At 45.3% G+C, this 18,958-nt stretch carries 16 protein-coding genes; 12 read left to right on the forward strand and 4 right to left on the reverse strand.

Annotation, left to right across the window (positions count from 1 at the left end; genetic code table 11):
* Positions 1 to 21: 21 nt before the first annotated feature.
* The 9 genes from ACJJIN_RS19975 to asnB all read left to right on the forward strand — a co-directional run bounded on the left by ACJJIN_RS19975 (position 22) and on the right by asnB (position 12,608).
* Positions 22 to 684 carry an NUDIX domain-containing protein gene (locus tag ACJJIN_RS19975; protein WP_444895911.1) on the forward strand — a complete coding sequence of 221 codons (663 nt, stop codon included), beginning with the start codon at positions 22 to 24 and terminating at the stop codon, positions 682 to 684.
* An 87-nt stretch (positions 685 to 771) separates the two neighbouring features.
* Complete coding sequence (locus ACJJIN_RS19980) at positions 772 to 1,293, forward strand: DUF1249 domain-containing protein (RefSeq protein ID WP_413663544.1); 522 nt, start codon at positions 772 to 774, stop codon at positions 1,291 to 1,293.
* A 41-nt stretch (positions 1,294 to 1,334) separates the two neighbouring features.
* The gene (gene cpdA, locus ACJJIN_RS19985) at positions 1,335 to 2,159 is read left to right on the forward strand and encodes a 3',5'-cyclic-AMP phosphodiesterase (RefSeq protein WP_444892187.1); all 825 of its coding nucleotides are present in this window, start codon (positions 1,335 to 1,337) and stop codon (positions 2,157 to 2,159) included.
* 344 nt (positions 2,160 to 2,503) lie between these two features.
* Complete coding sequence (locus tag ACJJIN_RS19990) at positions 2,504 to 3,178, forward strand: hypothetical protein (protein ID WP_444895912.1); 675 nt, start codon at positions 2,504 to 2,506, stop codon at positions 3,176 to 3,178.
* Between the two features lie 102 nt (positions 3,179 to 3,280).
* Entirely contained in the window at positions 3,281 to 3,874 is a 594-nt protein-coding gene (locus ACJJIN_RS19995) for a YqiA/YcfP family alpha/beta fold hydrolase (RefSeq protein ID WP_444895913.1), read from the forward strand.
* Between the two features lie 12 nt (positions 3,875 to 3,886).
* Positions 3,887 to 5,773: a DNA topoisomerase IV subunit B gene (gene parE / locus ACJJIN_RS20000; protein WP_444895914.1), complete on the forward strand. Its 1,887-nt coding sequence runs from the start codon at positions 3,887 to 3,889 to the stop codon at positions 5,771 to 5,773.
* A gap of 493 nt (positions 5,774 to 6,266) precedes the next feature.
* Positions 6,267 to 6,776 carry a hypothetical protein gene (locus tag ACJJIN_RS20005; RefSeq protein WP_444895915.1) on the forward strand — a complete coding sequence of 170 codons (510 nt, stop codon included), beginning with the start codon at positions 6,267 to 6,269 and terminating at the stop codon, positions 6,774 to 6,776.
* A 1,371-nt stretch (positions 6,777 to 8,147) separates the two neighbouring features.
* Complete coding sequence (locus tag ACJJIN_RS20010) at positions 8,148 to 9,803, forward strand: histidine kinase (RefSeq protein ID WP_444895916.1); 1,656 nt, start codon at positions 8,148 to 8,150, stop codon at positions 9,801 to 9,803.
* A gap of 870 nt (positions 9,804 to 10,673) precedes the next feature.
* Positions 10,674 to 12,608, forward strand: a complete 1,935-nt coding sequence (asnB, locus tag ACJJIN_RS20015; protein WP_444895917.1) for an asparagine synthase (glutamine-hydrolyzing) — start codon at positions 10,674 to 10,676, stop codon at positions 12,606 to 12,608.
* Positions 12,609 to 12,746: 138 nt separating this feature from the next.
* On the opposite strand, the gene ACJJIN_RS20020 is transcribed toward asnB, so the two are convergent.
* Positions 12,747 to 13,538, reverse strand: coding sequence for an SDR family NAD(P)-dependent oxidoreductase (locus ACJJIN_RS20020; RefSeq protein WP_444895918.1), 792 nt, complete (start codon positions 13,536 to 13,538; stop codon positions 12,747 to 12,749).
* 111 nt (positions 13,539 to 13,649) lie between these two features.
* On the opposite strand from ACJJIN_RS20020, the gene ACJJIN_RS20025 reads away from it, so the two are divergent.
* A complete protein-coding gene (locus ACJJIN_RS20025; RefSeq protein WP_282931026.1) occupies positions 13,650 to 14,006 on the forward strand; it encodes a winged helix-turn-helix transcriptional regulator in 357 nt (118 codons plus the stop codon).
* Positions 14,007 to 14,066: 60 nt separating this feature from the next.
* Positions 14,067 to 14,780 (forward strand): NUDIX hydrolase, encoded by a 714-nt coding sequence (locus ACJJIN_RS20030; RefSeq protein ID WP_413663534.1) that lies wholly within the window; start codon positions 14,067 to 14,069, stop codon positions 14,778 to 14,780.
* Positions 14,781 to 14,800: 20 nt separating this feature from the next.
* Here ACJJIN_RS20030 and ACJJIN_RS20035 read toward each other — a convergent pair whose 3' ends face one another.
* The 3 genes from ACJJIN_RS20035 to ACJJIN_RS20045 form a co-directional block, all read right to left on the reverse strand.
* Positions 14,801 to 15,640 (reverse strand): ADP-ribosylglycohydrolase family protein, encoded by an 840-nt coding sequence (locus tag ACJJIN_RS20035; protein ID WP_413663533.1) that lies wholly within the window; start codon positions 15,638 to 15,640, stop codon positions 14,801 to 14,803.
* 34 nt (positions 15,641 to 15,674) lie between these two features.
* The gene (locus ACJJIN_RS20040) at positions 15,675 to 17,090 is read right to left on the reverse strand and encodes a nicotinate phosphoribosyltransferase (protein WP_444895919.1); all 1,416 of its coding nucleotides are present in this window, start codon (positions 17,088 to 17,090) and stop codon (positions 15,675 to 15,677) included.
* Positions 17,091 to 17,295: 205 nt separating this feature from the next.
* Positions 17,296 to 18,465 carry a bifunctional nicotinamide-nucleotide adenylyltransferase/Nudix hydroxylase gene (locus tag ACJJIN_RS20045; RefSeq protein WP_444895920.1) on the reverse strand — a complete coding sequence of 390 codons (1,170 nt, stop codon included), beginning with the start codon at positions 18,463 to 18,465 and terminating at the stop codon, positions 17,296 to 17,298.
* Positions 18,466 to 18,547: 82 nt separating this feature from the next.
* Between ACJJIN_RS20045 and ACJJIN_RS20050 the strand changes: the two genes are divergently transcribed.
* On the forward strand, positions 18,548 to 18,943 hold the full coding sequence (locus tag ACJJIN_RS20050) for a hypothetical protein (protein ID WP_108734714.1): 396 nt from the start codon (positions 18,548 to 18,550) through the stop codon (positions 18,941 to 18,943).
* Positions 18,944 to 18,958 lie beyond the last annotated feature (15 nt).

Below are 18,958 nucleotides of genomic sequence, written 5' to 3' on the forward strand. Positions count from 1 at the left end.
AAACCTAGGGAAAGACGAACCATGCCACAAGATAACAGTCGAACTGATTTAAACCCGGAGTTCACCGCTGATTCGGTAGACATAATTTCCAGGGAAACCGTGTTTAAGGGATTTTTCACTATGGTGCGCCTGCGATTGCGCCACCGCTTGTTTCGCGGGGGTTGGAGCAATGAAATAGAGCGGGAACTGTTTCAGCGCGGAGAGGCCGTTGGAGTCTTACTTTACGATCCTGTCAGGGACCTGTTGGCACTTACCGAGCAATTCCGCACTGGTGCCCTGGGGCGCCCAGCAGGGCCTTGGTGTCTTGAAGTGGTAGCCGGTATGGTGGAGAAAGGGGAGAGTCTGGAGGATGTAGCGCGCAGAGAGGTGTTGGAAGAGTCTGGATGTACTGTGGACGCCCTGCATTTTATCCACAGTTATATCCCCAGCCCAGGGGGCAGCTCGGAGCGGATACATCTGTATTGTGCCCTGGTAGATTTGGAGCAGGCCGAGGGCGTATTCGGCTTGGCTGAGGAAAATGAGGATATCCGTTTGCGGGTATTCCCGAGGCAGAACGTCGTAGATGCGATGCGGGGGAATTACGGCCCGGGAGAAAACCCGATAGACAATGCCACCACACTGATTTCGGTGCAGTGGCTAGAGTTAAATCGGAAGCAGTTTACTCATATGACGCCACCCGCCTGAGCGGTCACAGCTCTTTGCGCTACTTTACCCGCATAAAAGGTAAACTGAGATGTAAGTCACGGCGGCAAATGAATTGGAGTGTTGATAATGGCTCTAGTACGTGAGGTAGGTGCGCGCCAGCGCAGGCAGATGAAAATGTCGCCAAATGGCAACGGTAAAGCAGTATATCGCGTCGATTTACCGTCTTATCATGCCGACTGCGACGCTAACTACCTACGTCTACTGAGGCTGCTGCCTGAGCTTTCAGAGAGAGAGCAATGGTGCTATCAAATCCCTGGTGGCAGCTTAAAGCTGAGAGTGGTAGCGAGATCCAGGTACACCACAGAAGTGTCACTGGACGCAGAGGTAAATCTCAGTGAAAGCCACTGGCTGGCATCTCCCAACCTGACCGCTCGTCTCTATCACGATGCGCGGATGGCAGAGGTGATAGCAGTTAATGGCTGTGGACCGGTAGGTGGTAAAGGAGTGGATATCGCTTACCCAAATTCCCGTATGCAGCGCGCAGATGAGAGGCCTCAGGCCAACCGTTTTCTCGGTGAGTGGCTTGAGTACTGTCTTGCAAATGGTCGCGCAGAATTTCAATTAGTGCTGGATGGCCGAAAAATTTAATTCTGCGGTAGAACACATGGATGTGATTACAAGGTGAGCAAGTGATTCGCGAGCACAATGAGCCTAGCAGGTCCGATAAGACCAATTCATATCGTCTGATCCAAATAACAGACCCACACATCGGCAGCCGGCCGGATTATCAATTACTGGGTTTGGATACCGGTCATACTTTGGATGAGGTACTGTCCGCAATCGTTTCCAGGCAGCAGGCAGCGCAACTGCTGGTGGCGACAGGAGATATTAGCGCGAATGGGGCCGAGGCCTCTTACCGCCGGTTTCTTCAGAAAATGCGCAGGGTGCAGAAGCCTTGGTATTGGCTACCGGGGAATCACGACTTAAGCTCTCGTATGAAACAGCTGGCCCCACAACGCTGTACAGAAGTGGTTGCCCTAGGAAATTGGCGCCTCTTGCTTCTCGATACCAGTGTTGAAAACCAGATATGCGGCGGTCTCAGCGAAGCTCAGCTTGAGCGTTTGCAGCTGCTGCTTTGGGAAACCCGGGAACACCCGGTAATGATCATGATGCACCACCAGCCGGTACAGGTGGGTAGTAAGTGGATTGATGGCCATATGCTGCGCGATGGACGTGAGCAACTCTTGCAAATGGTATCCAAAGCGCCCCAAGTCAAAGCGCTCGTGTGGGGCCATGTACATCAGCAGTTTGATAATCATGAGGGTCGGGTCGGCTTACATGCGACACCTTCCACATCTGTACAATTTACTCCGGGTAGTGGGCCTTTTGCTGTAGACGACGAGATGCCGGGATATCGTTGGTTTGATTTATATGATGACGGTAGCTATAAAACCGGGGTCGAACGGGTTGAGGTTTCAAAATACTCTGTTGATTTTGCATCTTCCGGCTACTGAGTCACTTCTCCTTGAGAAGTGCCTGCTTTTTTGAAGTCCCACTTTATGGGATTTCTATCGTGTTATTTAAGAGTTTCTAGCTCGCCTTTATTTGTAAAGCCTCCCTTTACGAACTTACCATTATCTTTTTTGTCTTCTGACCGTACAATGAAATTTCCCCAGACTTATGATCATTGATGATATTTGTTTAATGGGGCATACCAGAATCAATAGTAGTATTTGACAGTTGATAAAATACGCTAATAGGTACTGGGGTTTTATTTGCGCTACTGCCCCTCATTTCATGCGTATTTTGCAGCTACTCCGTCCGCTAAGTGGATAACATCGGGAAGTGAGGAATAATAATGAACAGAATATTTGTTTTACCGCTCATTGGCTTGGCGTTATTAGTCGGTGCCTGTGCTCATAATCCCAGTAAGGTGGGGGACTCAAAGTTAGCTGAACAGGAGGATAGCCAAGGTTTGGTTCCCAGATCCAGCTCGCTGGATGAAGTTGCCGCGGCTTTTGCTTTTGATATGAGCGGCTCCAAAGTGTTTATTGCCCCTGTGCAAATTGATTACACCAAGCGCTTTTCTTCGTTGCCGCGTACCCGCTACAGAGAGAAAGATTACGAGCTGGATGATAGGGACCTGCAGCAGATGAATGCACTGCTGGTCAAAACGTTTGCAGAGAAGTTTCTCGAACCCCGTAACAGCGTGGTAGCAGAGGAGCAGGAAGAGGCAGATTACACATTGTCCCTATCCCTGGAGAAATTTTCGGTAGCTGCGCCGCTGGACCCCTCTCCCTGGACCTGGCGAGTCTACACCGAGCAGAGTGCCTATGGCGTACTGGTTGGAACCCTTTATGATCGGGAGGGCAATGCTGTGATGCGCTTCCGGGATCGCCGCGATATCGGTGAGAACTTTGGTGCCTATGGCCCGGGTGGGCGCATGGAGCGTTTTACCAGTGTTACTTTCTGGTCTGATATGCGTGTAGATATGAGGCGGGCCTTTGCCAGTTTGAATCGCACATTGCTGTGATTCCCATACGGTTTAAGGCTTCTGGTTACATAGCGCCCCCGATTGACGATATGGGCGCTATAATCACCGCCTATGCAAACTAATGATCTTCAGGGAAGGCCGGTGCTGATATATCTGCACGGCTTCCTTTCATCACCACAGTCCTTCAAATGCCAGTTGATGCGGGAACGGCTCCAGGCCCAATGCCCGCATGTTACCTTCTGTGCACCGCAGATGCCTCCCTATACAGAGGAGGCGCAGAAATCGTTGGTGGCTCTTGTGGAGGATCTCCTTAGGCAGCCCGATAGGGGACCCATTGGATTGGTGGGGAGTTCTATGGGGGGCTTTTGGTGCACTTACCTTGGTGAGCGCTTCCGATTGCCCGCTGTACTGATAAATCCCGCAGTGCGCCCCGCGCGCTTTATTCCAGCCTATGTGGGGAAGGTTTTAAAACCCTATAGCGGTGAAGAAGAGGAATTCCGTCTTACCCTGGTTGATGTAGATGCCATGCAGCGGGTACAGGCTGAATTGGAGAAGCCGTTGCAGAGTCGCTACTGGTTACTCGCCCAGCGCGGGGATGAAGTTCTGGATTATCGCGATGCGCAGGATTTCTACCAAGGGCAACGCCAGACCATTGAAGACGGTGGCGATCATAGTTTTCAGGAGTTCGCACGCTATTGCGACCCTATCACCGAATTTCTATTTAACGAGCAGTAATCAATAAGAATTATGGCTAATTATTCCGCCGAAGATATTGAGGTACTCACGGGACTAGATCCGGTGCGTAAGCGCCCCGGGATGTATACCGATACCACACGCCCAAATCACCTGGCTCAGGAGGTAATCGACAACAGTGTCGACGAAGCTCTCGCCGGACATGCCAAGAAAATTGAAGTGGTGTTACACAAGGACCACTCGCTTTCTGTCAGCGACAACGGCCGTGGTATGCCTGTCGATATCCACCCCGAGCAGGGACGGCCCGGTGTAGAGGTTATCCTCTCCACTCTGCATGCCGGCGGTAAGTTTTCCAATGATAATTACCAATTCTCCGGTGGCCTTCACGGCGTCGGTGTTTCGGTGGTTAACGCCCTCTCAAAAGTGCTGGAGGTTACTATCCAGCGAGATGGCAAGGTTCATCGCATTGGCTTTAAGGATGGTGAAAAGGCCTCCGACCTGGAAGTAGTAGGTGAGTGCGGCAAGCGCACAACAGGCACCAGTGTTCGCTTCTTACCAGATCCCCAATATTTTGATTCCGCCAAATTTTCAGTGGTGCGCCTGCGACACCTTCTGCGTGCCAAGGCGGTGCTCTGCCCGGGTCTCACGGTTACGTTTATCAATGAGCAGGATGGCGAGTCCGATGAGTGGTATTACGAAGATGGCCTCAAGGACTATTTGGCCGCTGCAAATCAGGGTTGGGAAGTACTGCCAGCAGAGCCATTTGTAGGCAGTTTTGCAGCTACTACTGAGGCGGCAGACTGGGCGGTTCAATGGTTGCCAGAGGGCGGAGAGGTCACCGCTGAGTCCTACGTAAACTTGATTCCCACCGCCCAGGGCGGTACCCATGTCAATGGTTTGCGGGCTGGCCTGCTGGAAGCAATGCGCGAATACTGTGAAATCCGCAATCTGCTACCGCGCGGAATTAAATTGGGACCAGAAGATATTTGGAGCCAGTGTTCTTACGTTCTCTCTGCCAAACTGGCTGATCCCCAATTCTCGGGCCAGACAAAAGAAAGACTTTCCTCCCGTGAAGCGACCGCATTTATTTCCGGTGTCGCTAAAGATGCATTTAGTTTGTGGCTGAATCAGCATACGGAAGAGGGCGATAAACTGGCGGAACTGTGTATTGGCAATGCACAGAAGCGCATGCGCTCCGCGAAAAAAGTTGCACGTAAAAAAGTTACTCAGGGACCGGCCTTGCCAGGCAAACTGGCAGACTGCTCCAGTGGAGATACCACGCGCTCCGAACTCTTTCTGGTGGAGGGAGATTCAGCCGGTGGCTCCGCCAAGCAGGCGCGAGACCGGGAGTTCCAGGCTATCATGCCCTTGCGCGGTAAAATCCTGAATACGTGGGAAGTTGACTCAGGGGAAATTCTCGCTAGCCAGGAGGTACATGATATTGCTGTAGCCCTCGGCGTGGACCCGGGCAGCGATAACCTGGAAGGCTTGCGTTACAACAAAATCTGTATCCTCGCCGATGCCGACTCGGACGGCCTGCACATTGCCACGCTGTTATGCGCGCTTTTCTTGCGTCATTTCCGGCCGTTGGTCACTAACGGTCATGTCTATGTGGCAATGCCACCACTGTTCCGAATTGATATCGGTAAAGACGTTTACTATGCACTGGATGAATCTGAGAAACAGGGCATTCTCGATCGTATCAGTGCGGAAAAGAAAAAGGGCAAGATTCAGGTAACCCGATTTAAGGGATTGGGAGAAATGAATCCTATGCAATTGCGTGAAACTACGATGGACCCCAATACTCGTCGTCTGGTACAGCTTTATATCGATTCAGGCGATGATAGCAATCAGCTTTTGGATATGCTCCTGGCTAAGAAGCGCGCTGGCGACCGCAAGCAATGGCTGGAAAGTAAAGGAAATCTGGCCGAAGTGGGTTAAGCTCTTAGCTTTCTAACATAGATACTGGTGTTGCCTTAGTGTACTAAGGCAACAGATCAGTGCATATGATTAATATGGAGCGCTCTTCTTTTTGAGGGCCTCTATCTCTCTTTCAGAAATTGTATCAGTTATTCAACTTAATGGATGCTAATTCAGCTGGATATTATTTAATTCCTTTAGTTTAAATTTCTTGTTTTAGCATTATACTTATTTAAAACAGACAATTTCATTGATACGAAAATATATAGCCTTAGCATCTATGTGATATTTTCGATAAAAAAGAAGTGCACAAATCAATCCATTCTATTGGGTTTACTATTTTGTCATTTTCTAATTACCTATAGTCTAAATTTTTTAAAGATGAAATAAGCACTATGTGACAAGTGCCTATATAATGTCTCAACAGTAAGGCTAGCAGTGTTGGGTATTTTGAAAGTCTAAAGCGACAGCATCAAAAGTTATATAATTAATTCCTGCTTGACGAGATTAAATTTTGAGTATGTTGTGGGATACATTAAGTGCCGTTGGTGAGCTTGTTGGTGCCTTTGCGGTTGTCGCATCTTTAGTCTATCTTGCCGCTTTAATAAGAGTTCAGAATAAAGAATCGAAGATTGCGTCTATGCATGAGATATCCATTGCTCATCGAGAAGCTGTGGCAGCAATTTGTGACGGACCAATGGCAGACATCTTTGCGAAGGCGATGAAGGATTTTGATTCTTTGTCGAGTGCCGATACTTTGAGGATCATTGGTTTTGTATATCGTTTTTTTAAAATCTGGGAAGAGGCCTATTTCCAATATAAGGCAAACAGGTTGGATTTTACTATTTGGGACTCAATGACTCGTCAATATACAGCATACTTATCAATGGCACCTTTTAAAAGGATATGGGAGTTGCGTTCTGAATATGTGGCTCCTGAATTCCGTGATTATGTTAATTCAAGAAAGCCAGTAGATTTGGTTTTACCAAATTCAATTAGTAATAGGAGTGATTCCAAAGGTTAATATTAAATCATGCCTTAATAGGGCAGTAATTTATCTAGCTGTTGTAATAGGAGTAGTCATATTAAATTTGGCTGCTGGTAGCATTACACTCAATAAGATCAAGTTGTGAAAGAGGTGTTTTCTCTCTCCAAGTGCCAACAGGAGCTTGTACAACCGATAGTCAACCAAAAATATATAATGAATGAATATTGCGAGGCCATGGGAGTTAGTAAACCCAGGATGAGGCTGTGGATTCGAAAAATACGTGCAGAGCGAGCTGGAAGAGTAGTTGAGTATCTAATAGCTTGAGCTCCAAATAAATATTGGAATACTCACAGATTTTTTTTGCAAGAAATGACTGCCACACATTTTTAAACTGCTTTCATGTATAAAAATTATGAGATACGATAAAAGTATTACTCTATTATCTAAATGGACAGAAACTCACACTTCTTAATTTTGACGCCCGAAAATTGTTAAGCTGTCATCTCTTCATCGATTTATTTTGTGTAATCATGTGGGATATCTGGTTTGAAATTTCTAAAAGCTATTCGTATTTTTGTTTGCTAAGAAATTTTTAGTCACATTTCTTTATGAAAACGTACCCTCAAGTTCGGACAGATGTCTAGCCATTAAAGACTTTTAGTTGGGCCTATTGTTCTAATTTGGAGGGTAAAAATATATTTATTAAAAAAAGTTCACTCTGTCAGTTGAATCTTGTAGGCTGCTTAAAAGTATCAGAATGTTTAGATAGCAGTTTCATTATGAGTGCCTTATAAAGTCTCGGCTGTAATGTGAAGGGTGATAGTTTATAGGTTAAATTAATAACTTATGTTTATAGGTGTTGCTATTGATTTTGTATTGGTCGGTTGCCCCATTTGGTGTGCAGGATAATTGGCGCAAACCTAATGATAAAAGATAAATTGTGTAGACGTTGATAAGTTTTTTGCACCTTGTTTAGTGGTTATTACTGCCGGCTGCTGAATATATAAAAAATATATAATAATGTCTGCTCGCCTGAGTGTTTGCTTTATATGTTTTTTCATACTGGTTATTTCAGCCTTAAATTTCATATTAGCTATTGTGAGTTCAAGAAGTGAATTTCTAAGTATTAACTGGAAAATTAATAAAACAGTCTGAGCCTTTAATCCTGTCAAGGCTCTAAAAGAGAATCAAACCTAAATCTATAAAAGGGGTTGTTTATTTACGAGTATATTCGAAGTTTATTCTAATTTTACTTCTCGCAGTGGTTCTTGTTGGAGATATTTTAGTGCTAAGACGATGCGAGAATAGTCTGTATTTTCGTGTTGGCAATAAAAATTATATCTAATTAAGAGCTAATGATAAGAGAGTTTTGAAAAATGATACGATGACCTATAAGGAAAGCATATAGTGAAATTTAATATTAACCTAGCAATCTTGATGTTCAGTGCATATCTTTCAGGTTGTAGTGGATCTTCGAGCGGGGGAGATGATCCAGACACAGGTGGCGAGCTTACAGCTGCTACGATGGCGGTCCATTATGAAAAACCTAAAACGCTAACCTTTCGCTGGAGCGATGTTTCTGGGGCAACTTATTATCAGTTATTCGAAAATGCTGATGGGCACTCTGGGTTTGAACCTATTGGAAATCCCATTGCGCCAAAAGAAGAGCGCATTGAATTAGTGGTGCCTTTATTCAAAAAGCTTAATGCCCAATACTTATTGCAAACCTGCGATGATCAGAGATGTATCGATTCTGATGCAATAGCAATTGATCAGGATGTGATAGGCAGTATCGGTTATTTTAAACCCAGTAATACGGATGCTGACGATCAGTTTGGTTGGGATCTAGCAATTAGCGATGATGGCAACCTGCTTGCAGTAGGTGCTCCTCGCGAAGATAGCGGTGGTGACCAAGAGGATAACCTGACACCTGATTCAGGTGCAGTTTATATTTTTAGTCGGGAAGATGGCGAATGGACACAGCAAGCCTATCTTAAGTCTCCAGATCCTCAAGAAGCTGCAGAGTTTGGAACTGCATTGAGTCTTAGCGATGATGGTTATACGCTTGCAGTAGGGGCATTCAAGGAGAACGGGGAAAATGATAATTTTTCTGCGGGCGCTGTTCATATTTTTTCCCGAAGTAATGAAGGTTGGGTCCATAGCGCCCGACTTCAAGCAGACAATCAAGGAAATAATGACCTATTTGGCTATGCCCTTAGCCTTAGTGGGAATGGTTCTACTTTAGCAGTAACCGCACCCAGTGAAGACGGTGGTCTTGATGGCGATTCTATTGAAGATTCTGGAGCGGTATATGTGTTCCGTAATGAGGAGGGAAGTTGGTCACAGTATGCCTACATTAAGGCTGCTGATAGTTCTGAGGGGTTAGGTTTTGGTTCTTCGATAAGCCTTGATGATGCCGGGGCTTCATTCGCAGTTGGGGCTTATGCTGACAATGCAGGGGCAGGTTCCGTTTATCTATACCAGTTGGATGGTGAATTCTGGGTGGAAGATAGCAAGATATCGGCTAGTAATCCTGTCGCTGATGATTGGTTTGGACTTGCGCTCAATTTAAGTGGTAATGGGCAAACACTAGCAGTTGGCGCCCCATTACAAAGTGAATCTAACAGTGGCGCTGTCTACATTTTTTCTCGAAAAGAAAACGCTTGGGAGCAAACTGCCAATTTGAAAGCTTCCAATCCTCATGTATCGGCTTATTTTGGAGAGGCGGTAAACCTGAGTGATGATGGCAGTTCTATCGCCGTGGGAGCATGGGGAGAGAAAAGCTATAGCCAAGGATTGTTCGGAGATAGTACAGACGAATCTTCAACTAGAGCAGGAGCAGTTTATACCTATATATTTAATGGCGTAGACTGGTCTAGTGAAGCTTATATTAAAGCGAGCAACACAGACTCGAGAGACCATTTTGGTGGCTCTGTTGCGCTAAGTGGAGATGGAGCTAGTTTAGCAGTAGGGGCGAACACTGAAGATGGAGCGGATAGCGGTTTGTTCGCAAACCCTGAGAGCAATGAAGCTGAAAATTCAGGGGCGGTCTATATTTATTAATTGGGCTGTATAATTTGTATTTACGTATAAATTTAGTTGCTTGAGTTTAAATGGTATTTTTATCGTCAATCTAAATCGAGCGGAATACGTACAATGTAAATTTGAGAGATCTTTATTCTAAGCATAGATTTTAGGCTGCTCAGGTAAATCAAAAGATTTTCCTAGAGCAGCAATATATCTAGAGTTCTAGCTAAAGCTTAGCTGGATAGTGAAAGAAAATACGATTTTTTAAATTTATAGCTCTCTTGAAGTCTGAGCTTGTAACCAAGTTCTGGTAGTAGGGTATCTACAAGAGAGCTACTCTGCTCAATAGTTTTGCGAGTTTTTAAAAGTTTCCATAGAAGCTTATTTTTGGTTTGATGCCAGATAAACCGAAAAGCAAGGAAAGTAAAAATACACTTGCTCGCTGTAATATATATGCCATAAGTTTGATGGGGTACATTAAGTTAAATGTTGGAGTTCGGATGTGAGGAATATTCTATGAATATTCCCGCGAAAATGTTTAAATTTGTTTCTAGAGTGTTTAAAGGTCCGGTTTCTATGTAAAGTGAAAATTCTGAATTTAACAATCTGGAACTCAAGAATGCACTGTATATTTATCGGCGACCCATTTTGAAAGGGTATGGGAGCTTCGATCTGAATATATGGCTCCAGTGTTTTATGGCTATGTAAATCCAAATGAACTTGTTAGTTCAGCTGGTCAAGCTCGTCTAGTGAAGTGTAAATTCGGCCCTGAATATCAACCTCATATCTTTATTTAATACAATTCCTTAATGCAGAGTCATTTGTCCTCTTTTTCGTGAGAATGGCGCGAAGTTCCTTTTTGCTAACCTGAGACAATCCTTTTATCGATACTGGGGAGGCAGTCAAATGTGTGGGCTGCTAGGGGTATTCTCTAACGCTGTTAAGTATAACCGGGAACAGATCTCTCGTGCACTACAGACCCTTTCCCATCGAGGACCAGACGGTGAGGGATTCTGGTCATCAGGAGATGGCCGAGCCTGGCTGGCGCATAAAAGGCTCAGTATTATTGACTTAGAGGGTGGTCAGCAGCCTCTGTTGAGCAGTGACGGGGAAATAATTTGTATTGTTAATGGTGAGTTTTATTATTATGTGAAAATAAAAAATGATCTTATTCGACGAGGATATAGTTTTCTCATGCAGTCGGATAGTGAAATTCTGATTGCTCTATATCAAGAGTATGGTGTTTATTGCCTGGACTATCTTCGAGGAGAGTTTTCTTTCGTACTTTACGATAGAGGGAAGAAACTAATATTTTCTGCTCGAGACAGGTTTGGAATAAAACCTCTTTTTTATTACTGGGCAGATGGATGTTTGAGTTTTTCATCAGAGGTTAAGGCCTTAAAAGCCCTTGGCTTGCCGGTAGAGTGGAACCCGCATACTTACTGGCAGGAAATTAGTTTCTTGCATGCTCCTGCATCTAGCTCATTTAGTAATATTTTTGAATTGCCTCCTGGTCATTACGGTATTGCCTATTTGGATGACTTACAATTTTCGACCCATCTTTATTGGGATCTCTATTTCCCTACTATTGTTGAGCAAAGAAAGACTCAGTTTAGAGAAGAAGAAGTTATAAGCGAAGTGCGACAAAGGTTTACTGAGGCGATTAGGTTAAGACTCAAAGCTGATGTACCAGTTGCTTGCTACTTGAGTGGAGGATTAGATGCATCCTCTGTTTTAGGAATTGCTCAGAGCATGCTTGACAAGCCGATAGATGCATTCACCTTGTCTTTTGACCACCCGACTTATGATGAATCATCCGATGCCAGGTCCATGACCGAATATGCGGGGAGTAATTATCATCCAGTTGAAATTAATGGCGATATATTGGTTTCCTGTTTTGAAGAAACGGCCTACATCGGTGAAAAAATGTTCTTCAATGGGAACGCTATTACTAAATATGTGCTTAGTCGGGCTGTCCGAGATCGAGGGTATAAAGTCGTAATAACTGGGGATGGGGCTGATGAGGTTTTTGCTGGTTACGGTTGGTTTAGGCAAGACTTTATCGAGAATTACTTAGAAGATCTTCCCCAGGAAGAAAAAGAATTAATTCTACAGGATTTGGAGATTGGTGACCCTGTTTCTGATGGAGTTTTTATGTCCTCTGCGAGACTGCATCAGTCAAGGGTAGTGAAGTCTGCCCTTGACTTCTTTCCAAATTGGATGCAGAGTTTTATGGATATGGGTATAAAAATATTTCCATTATTTTGTAAAGATTATGCTGATTATATAAAGAATAATCAGATTGCAGATACTCTCATGGAAAATTTAGGTGGCATGTCTGTATTAAAAAATAGACCTGTTTTATCTAAAAGCTTGTATACCTTTACTAAGTCTATGTTTCCTCATTTTGTCTTAACAATGATGGGTGATAGAACAGAAATGGCTCACTCGATTGAAGGTCGCCAACCATTTCTTGACCACCACTTAGTAGACTATCTATCAGTATTGCCAGAAAAATATAAAATTCGAGGATTAACTGAGAAATATGTATTGCGAGAGGCTATGAAGTCGGTGTTAACAGACAGGGCCTACAAGAAGCAAAAACAACCGCTATGGACTCCGCCTCTTACAGATAAGAAAAACAAGAAACTTCATGAGTATATGAAGGATATTGTCCATAGCCGTGAGACTCTAGATATGCCATTTCTAGATCAAAAAAAGCTCATTAGATTTTTTGAAAAAGATGAGGGGCACTCGCAGGCAGACCAGAATGTCGTTGATGCTATTAAATTTCTTACCGTTAGTAGTATATTAATACATAAACGATTGGTGATGTGCTAGAAGTTAATTGTCAACTCTAGGCGGTTTTGATGGTTTACTCTGGATATTAAAATAAAATTTCTTTAGCAGGAGTTGCAGTGCAGGAATTTCTCGAAATTGAGCCCGAATAAAATACTTCTATCCGGGCTTTTTGGTATTCTAGTTTCTCCCAGCAATTACCCCGCCATCAGCGTCCCAAATGGCTCCAGTTACCCAACTTGCTTTGTCGCTTAAAAGAAAGTCTACGACATCAGCGATGTCCTTGGGGGTACCAACTCTGCCAATAGGGTGAAAGCTATCGAAGGAGGCAAGTACTTGGTCTATTTCCCCTGGATCGATAAAGGATTCATAAATAGGCGTCTTAACCACCGCAGGGGATACTGCATTAACCCGAATATTGTGATCGGCCAGCTCCATCGCCATATGTTGGGTGAGCGAATGTAAACCGGCTTTGGCCATTGAATAGGCAGAGGAGGGTGTCGCCTTTACGGATTGCTTGGCCCACATGGAGCCAATATTCACTACACTCCCTCCGCCGTTGTCTACCATGTTTCTTGTTACGGCCTGGCTAATAAAGAAGGTGGCACGGTTGAGGTCGAGATAAGTGTCGTAGTCTTCCCGAGTATGTTCAAGAAATGCAGTAGGATTAAAATATCCAGCGGCGTTTACCAGGTATTTAAAATGATGATTGCTGGATTTTATATATTCGATAATATTGCTGATATCAGCCTGTTGATAGAGGTCTGCCTGAAGTGCTTCTGCAGAGCCCATCTGAGTTAATTCGTTGTGGGCTCTTTCAAGTTTGTTGAGATTATTGCCAATAATAACTGTGTGAATTCCCTGTTTCACCAGCAGGTTTGCAATGGCGAGCCCCATACCACTGGAACCACCAACGATTAAGGCAACTTCTTTTTGTTCAGCAGAATCTGGTCTTTTAGTGGAGTCACTCATATTATTTCCTCACTGAGATATGCTCATTACGTGAGTGGAGTTTAGAAAATAACCGGACAGGTTGAAAAGTAAGCACAAAATGGTGTACTAGTTACTTTTTGGTAAGTATTGATGAAATCAGAGAAAAATATGCTCACGCGAAAGCGCCCGCCCAAGAGAAGTGCCAGAATGGTTGAGACTATCTATGGCTGTAAATGGTCCCTTACTGTCTATCAGCTTCTGGCTAGAGGGGTAAATCGACCGGGGGAAATGGTTCGCAGCGTTGAGGGTTTGACTACCAAGGTCCTGAATGAATGTTTACGTAGAAATATGGAGTTCGGGATACTGGAGCGGATCAGCTATGCAGAGATTCCTCCCCGTGTGGAATATAACGTTACAGAATTTGGACAGAAATTCCTGAGAATTCTGGACGACTTGGAAAAGCTACAAGAGGAAATTGACGGCTCAGAATTATCTGAAAGTAAATAACTTTATCCCACCAATACCTTCGAGTTACACTAAGTGTCTAAATGATACTTGTCTCTCCCTATGAATGAAAAAGACTATATAGCTCGCTATGAGAAGCGTAACTTTGACGCTCCTTTAGTTACTGTGGATGCAGTTCTATTTACCTATCACGAAGGCTTTCTCAAGGTGTTATTGGTTAAGCGCTCGGCTCACCCAGAGAAAGGAAAGTGGGCTTTGCCTGGAGGATTTGTCTCTGAAACCGAAGATAATAGTCTGGAGGCGGCGGTTAACCGAAAGCTAAAAGAAAAGACATCAGTTATACCGCCCTATTTAGAGCAGCTTTATACCTTTGGTGGATCTAGCCGAGACAAGCGCGGATGGTCGATATCGGTTGCCTATACTGCCTTGATTGCCCACCAGCGCTGTGCAAGTGCAATCGATACCGTATCGAGTGTGGACTGGTTGCCTTACTCTCAGATATCTCAATTATCTCTGGCTTTTGATCATCAGGAAATTATTAGTCGTGCCCATGAGCGTTTGGTTCAAAAAGCGCTCTATACTATTGTGCCTGCATTTGCATTACCGGAAACTTTTACCTTGCCAGAGTTGCAGCATGTACATGAGGCAATAATTGGTAAACCAATACAGAAAAAATCATTTCGCAGGCGAATTGAGCAGGCAAATTTGTTAGTAGATACTGGTGAAAAACGTTCTGAAAAAGGTCGGCCTGCAGCGCTCTATCGTTTGAGTGAAAGCTCCGCTGATCATAAATTTATAAGAAATTTAGAGCTTTAACTGAAAAATAGTTTCGCTTCTTAAGATAAAAAATTGTTAACTAATTTTTTATCTAGCTCAATCAAGTATTGGTATCCATAAGTACTATTTTCCAGGCCAGAGAGTAAACTGAAAGGAAGTTCCAAATCGTACTCTCTGGTAAGTGCTGCAAGCCCGCAGGCAATTGCGGCGACACTATCAGTATCACCACCAAAATCTATACAGGTCTTCAATAGTCCAAGGAAGTCTCGATTACTTTGTAGTGCTATATTTACCGCAGCCAAGGTTTCTAAGGCATCACAGTTGACCTTGCCAGACCAGCTTCCTATTAATTTTAGGTTGAGCTTTTTCTCAATAAGCTTGGGCAACTCAATTAGAGTTGATTTTTGGTAGATTAATAGATGTGCCATTAGGGCAACTGCTTGAGCAGATAAGATCCCCTCTTCGGTATTGTGCGTAACGCTAGCTTGGCATTTAGCCACTGTTAGTAGTTGATCAATATCGGGAATAAGCCCAAGGGGTACTGAGCGCATTGCTGCACCGTTACGTTTGCTGTGAGGCCTTATCTTGCGAGTTAGATCCTTTCCAGTTTCACAGCTATCGAGAAGGCTTTGAAAGCCTGATGCATATCCAAGGCGAGGATCACGCTTATAAGCGTGGATAAAAGCTTGTGCAAAGTCCGACTCTTGGGGATTCGAATTCTCAAGAAGGAGCTCAGCAATAGCCAAGCTCATCTGAGTATCGTCGGTATAACAACCGGGTTTGATGCCAAGGGGATGAGAGATATACCCGTTAGCATGATTGTTATTGTTAATAATCTCACGGCTACAAAACTCAAATCCGGCTCCGTAGGCATCTCCAACTGCAATTTCCAATAACATCAACGCTCCCTAAAAGATTACTGATTAGTTAATATTAACTGGCAACAGCCAATATATCTCTACCCTCAACAATAACTGCCCGTTTCCGAATAGTTTCCAGGTCTTGTTCTATAAGTAATTTCCCGTTGCGGTAGACGGTTTCCAGCAGATTATTACGGCTACCAATATCTTGCTCATGAATAGTGTAGGGCGTTCCGCCGGGATGATTTATTAATGCCAAGCGCCCTCTCTTGGAGCGCTTACCGCTATCGGTGGCGGGGTCTTTGTAAACATCCCGCCATAGGCCATCGACTCGAACCGCACTGGCTTTCATGGCGAATCTCATGGTATCTCGGTTAACTTTTTGTAAAAGCTCACCTCCCATACCGAAGCTAATATTTTCAGCGCTCTGTTTTCTGGCCTTCATTGCGCTGAGGATACCCTCAATGGTGTGTAGAGAAATCCCGTCACCCTGGATCACCCGAATAAAGTCAGGAAGTACTCGGAAACCTTTACTATTAATGGTCGCTCCGAATATTCTCATCAAGCGCTCAATAGTCTGAGTGACTATATCAACGGGATCGCCACTATCCGGGCGAATTACCAGGGTGCCGCCATTATTTTCTACCCTCTCTTTTAATTCACCGCCCCAAATATTCTCGATAGCACTCCAAAGATCGTAGCTGTCACTCACTACGGCGACCAGACGATTGTCACCGCTGAATTGCGTCAGCATATTTTCATAGGCTTTAGCTTCCTGCTCGCGCCCCCAACTGGTCATGGTGCTGTGCTCTGCGGCGGGTATTGAAAATCCGGCCATTGGGGCTGCGTAGTAGCGGCGGCCGGCGAGTACGGCGGCAATGGTATCTGTGCCTTGGAAATTTACCAGATGGGCCAGGCCCCCAATCGCAGCAGTCTCTTCGCTGCTAGCGCCGCGTGCGCCAAAGTCATGTAGCTTGAAGGGCAGTGAGTCGAGACCCTCAGCAGTTTCCAGTAAATATCGTTGAATGACCTTTTTGGCTTCCCGGCTTTGGGTGGCAACTGTGGTGGGGTACCAAATTGCGCGCAGCAGGGCGGTTTCGATATAGCTGGTTAGCCAGAAGCACTTAGGGTCTGTATTGACTACTTGGGCTAAGACATTCCTAGTCGGGATAACGCTGCCCTCGGGAACTGCTTGAATCTCAATGGGCAGGTAACCCTGATGCTCCTGGAGAACGTATTCCCATCCCTTGCGATTAAATGGCAGGCCATGGGCCAGACAGAGCTCCTCTGCCTCTTCGATGTGCTCTGCGTTGATCGGCGTAGTCAGGTACTGCTTGATAAATGCCTGTAGGCCAAAGAAAACAGCCTCTTTGAACTGGCCGCCCCGGCTCTCGATATAGCTGCTGACATACTGGGTTCCCTCTGGGTACTGAAGGTAGTGGCTGGTTTTATAGCTGTCGACATTCAGGATTGGGTTGTACTGGTTCATCGCGGAAATCCTCCGTGAGTAGTTGTTAGCACCGGTCTCTCCAGTGCGGGTCTTGCTAATTATTGTCTAAAGGACACTAATGGAGCTAATAGTGTCTTTTGGATACTAAACTGTCAAGTGTCGGCGTGTTTTTTTTTGGGTATTGGTGGGGTAATGCGAGTTGTTGAATGTGCAAGAGGTGGCAATTGGCCACCTCCTACCAGCTTTAGGCGCCGCCAATCAGGGATTGAATGATGAAATAGTGGTCTTCAAATAGCTGCTGAGGGTCCAGATCAGCGAGGGGAACCCAGCGGGCATGGCGAGCGTCGTCACCGCCCTTTACCTTGGGAAGCTGTTGGCTGGGAGCCAGTTCTATGTAATAGGCGTGCGTGATGGTCCTTCCACGAGCCGAGCGATAGGGTTCATCGAATACATCCTGCCGGCGTATAGATCCTTTCAACACTGGTGTCGGGACTTTAAGGCGTGTTTCCTCTCGCAATTCTCGCAGGCAAGCATCGATCAGTCGCTCACCAGGGTCGACAAAACCACCGGGCAGCGCCCATAAACCCCGCCCGGGAAAAGCTCGTCGCTCTATCAGCAGGATATGGCCAGATTGGACCACTACAGCATCGACAGTAACGTGAGTTGGCGGATAGGGAGCGGTGGCCCAGGAGGATCTGTAGCGCTGGATAAATGCCATTTCTTCGCGCATCTCGCCGTAGGCTGGGTTGGTCTCCACAAACTCTCTTAAAGCGCCAACAGTGCCCTCTGGCAATTGCATTTCCTGGCCGAGTGAATTCAACAAGCTATCGGCGCTGTCGGTAAATAGTGCCTCCCTAAAGGGGGTTGCACTGATTTCGTTGTGATTCTCCACCCCAAGGGATTCCCACTGGGGGAAGAGGTTGAGGTAAAAACCGCTCTGGTCTTTCTGGTGCCCGATTAATGCAATTTGGGGTGGCTTGTGGGGAATGCTGTGATGAGCAGTCACTATGCCGTTAACTGAGTTTTGTACATTGCGTACCCACAGTTCATCATTGTAAGGCACATCCATTAAAGGTAGGCAGGTCAGGCGCTTGTTGTCACTCTGGCTTAAGCTTTTCCTGATAAATTGTTCCCGCTCGCGATGAGTCCAGGGGTTGCGAGGATTGCGGGGCTGGTTGGCGGAGCCAATCAGGATAATCAGGTGCTGGGCCTGAGCTAATCCGCACTGGACTACTTTTAGATGTCCGGAATGGAATGGCTGGAATCGACCGATGAAAACGGCAAAATCGTAGTGCTGGGCCATAGCAGCAAGCTCCTTGCTGTGAATAAACCCCGGTCTCTCCAGGGCTTGAATAATAGGTCTTGAAATATTATGTGTCCAATAGACACTAATGGCAAGTGGGCTCAAACTCAATTTTTAGTGGTTTATCGAAGAGGTGGGGTTATATTCCAGTGTTCGAGCCGATTTACTTTTTTCGAGTGTGTGAGTAGAACTGATGTGCCGCTGGTTATTGTTCATTTCCTTATTGAGTTTGGAAGCCTTTGCGCAGGAAATAGAACCATTTACTACTGATGGTTGTAGCGCATTTCCCGATGGAACTTTTGATCAACAGGAGTTGTGGCTCGACTGCTGTATTGCCCATGATTATGCCTACTGGAAAGGGGGCACATACGATGAACGGGAGCAGGCGGATAAAGATCTGGAAGTCTGTGTAGCTGGAACCGGGGAAGAAGAAGTTGCACTAATGATGTTACTTGGAGTTCGGGTTGGCGGTACGCCTTTTTTACCCACCCCATTTCGCTGGGGGTATGGCTGGCCCTATTTGCGTGGCTACAAGGCCTTGTCACCGGTGGAATTACAGGCAATAAAAAAATCAGAAGGTGAACTTTGACTGTAATCAGAAAAA

This window comes from Microbulbifer maximicatervae (SeqCode) (assembly GCF_052467505.1).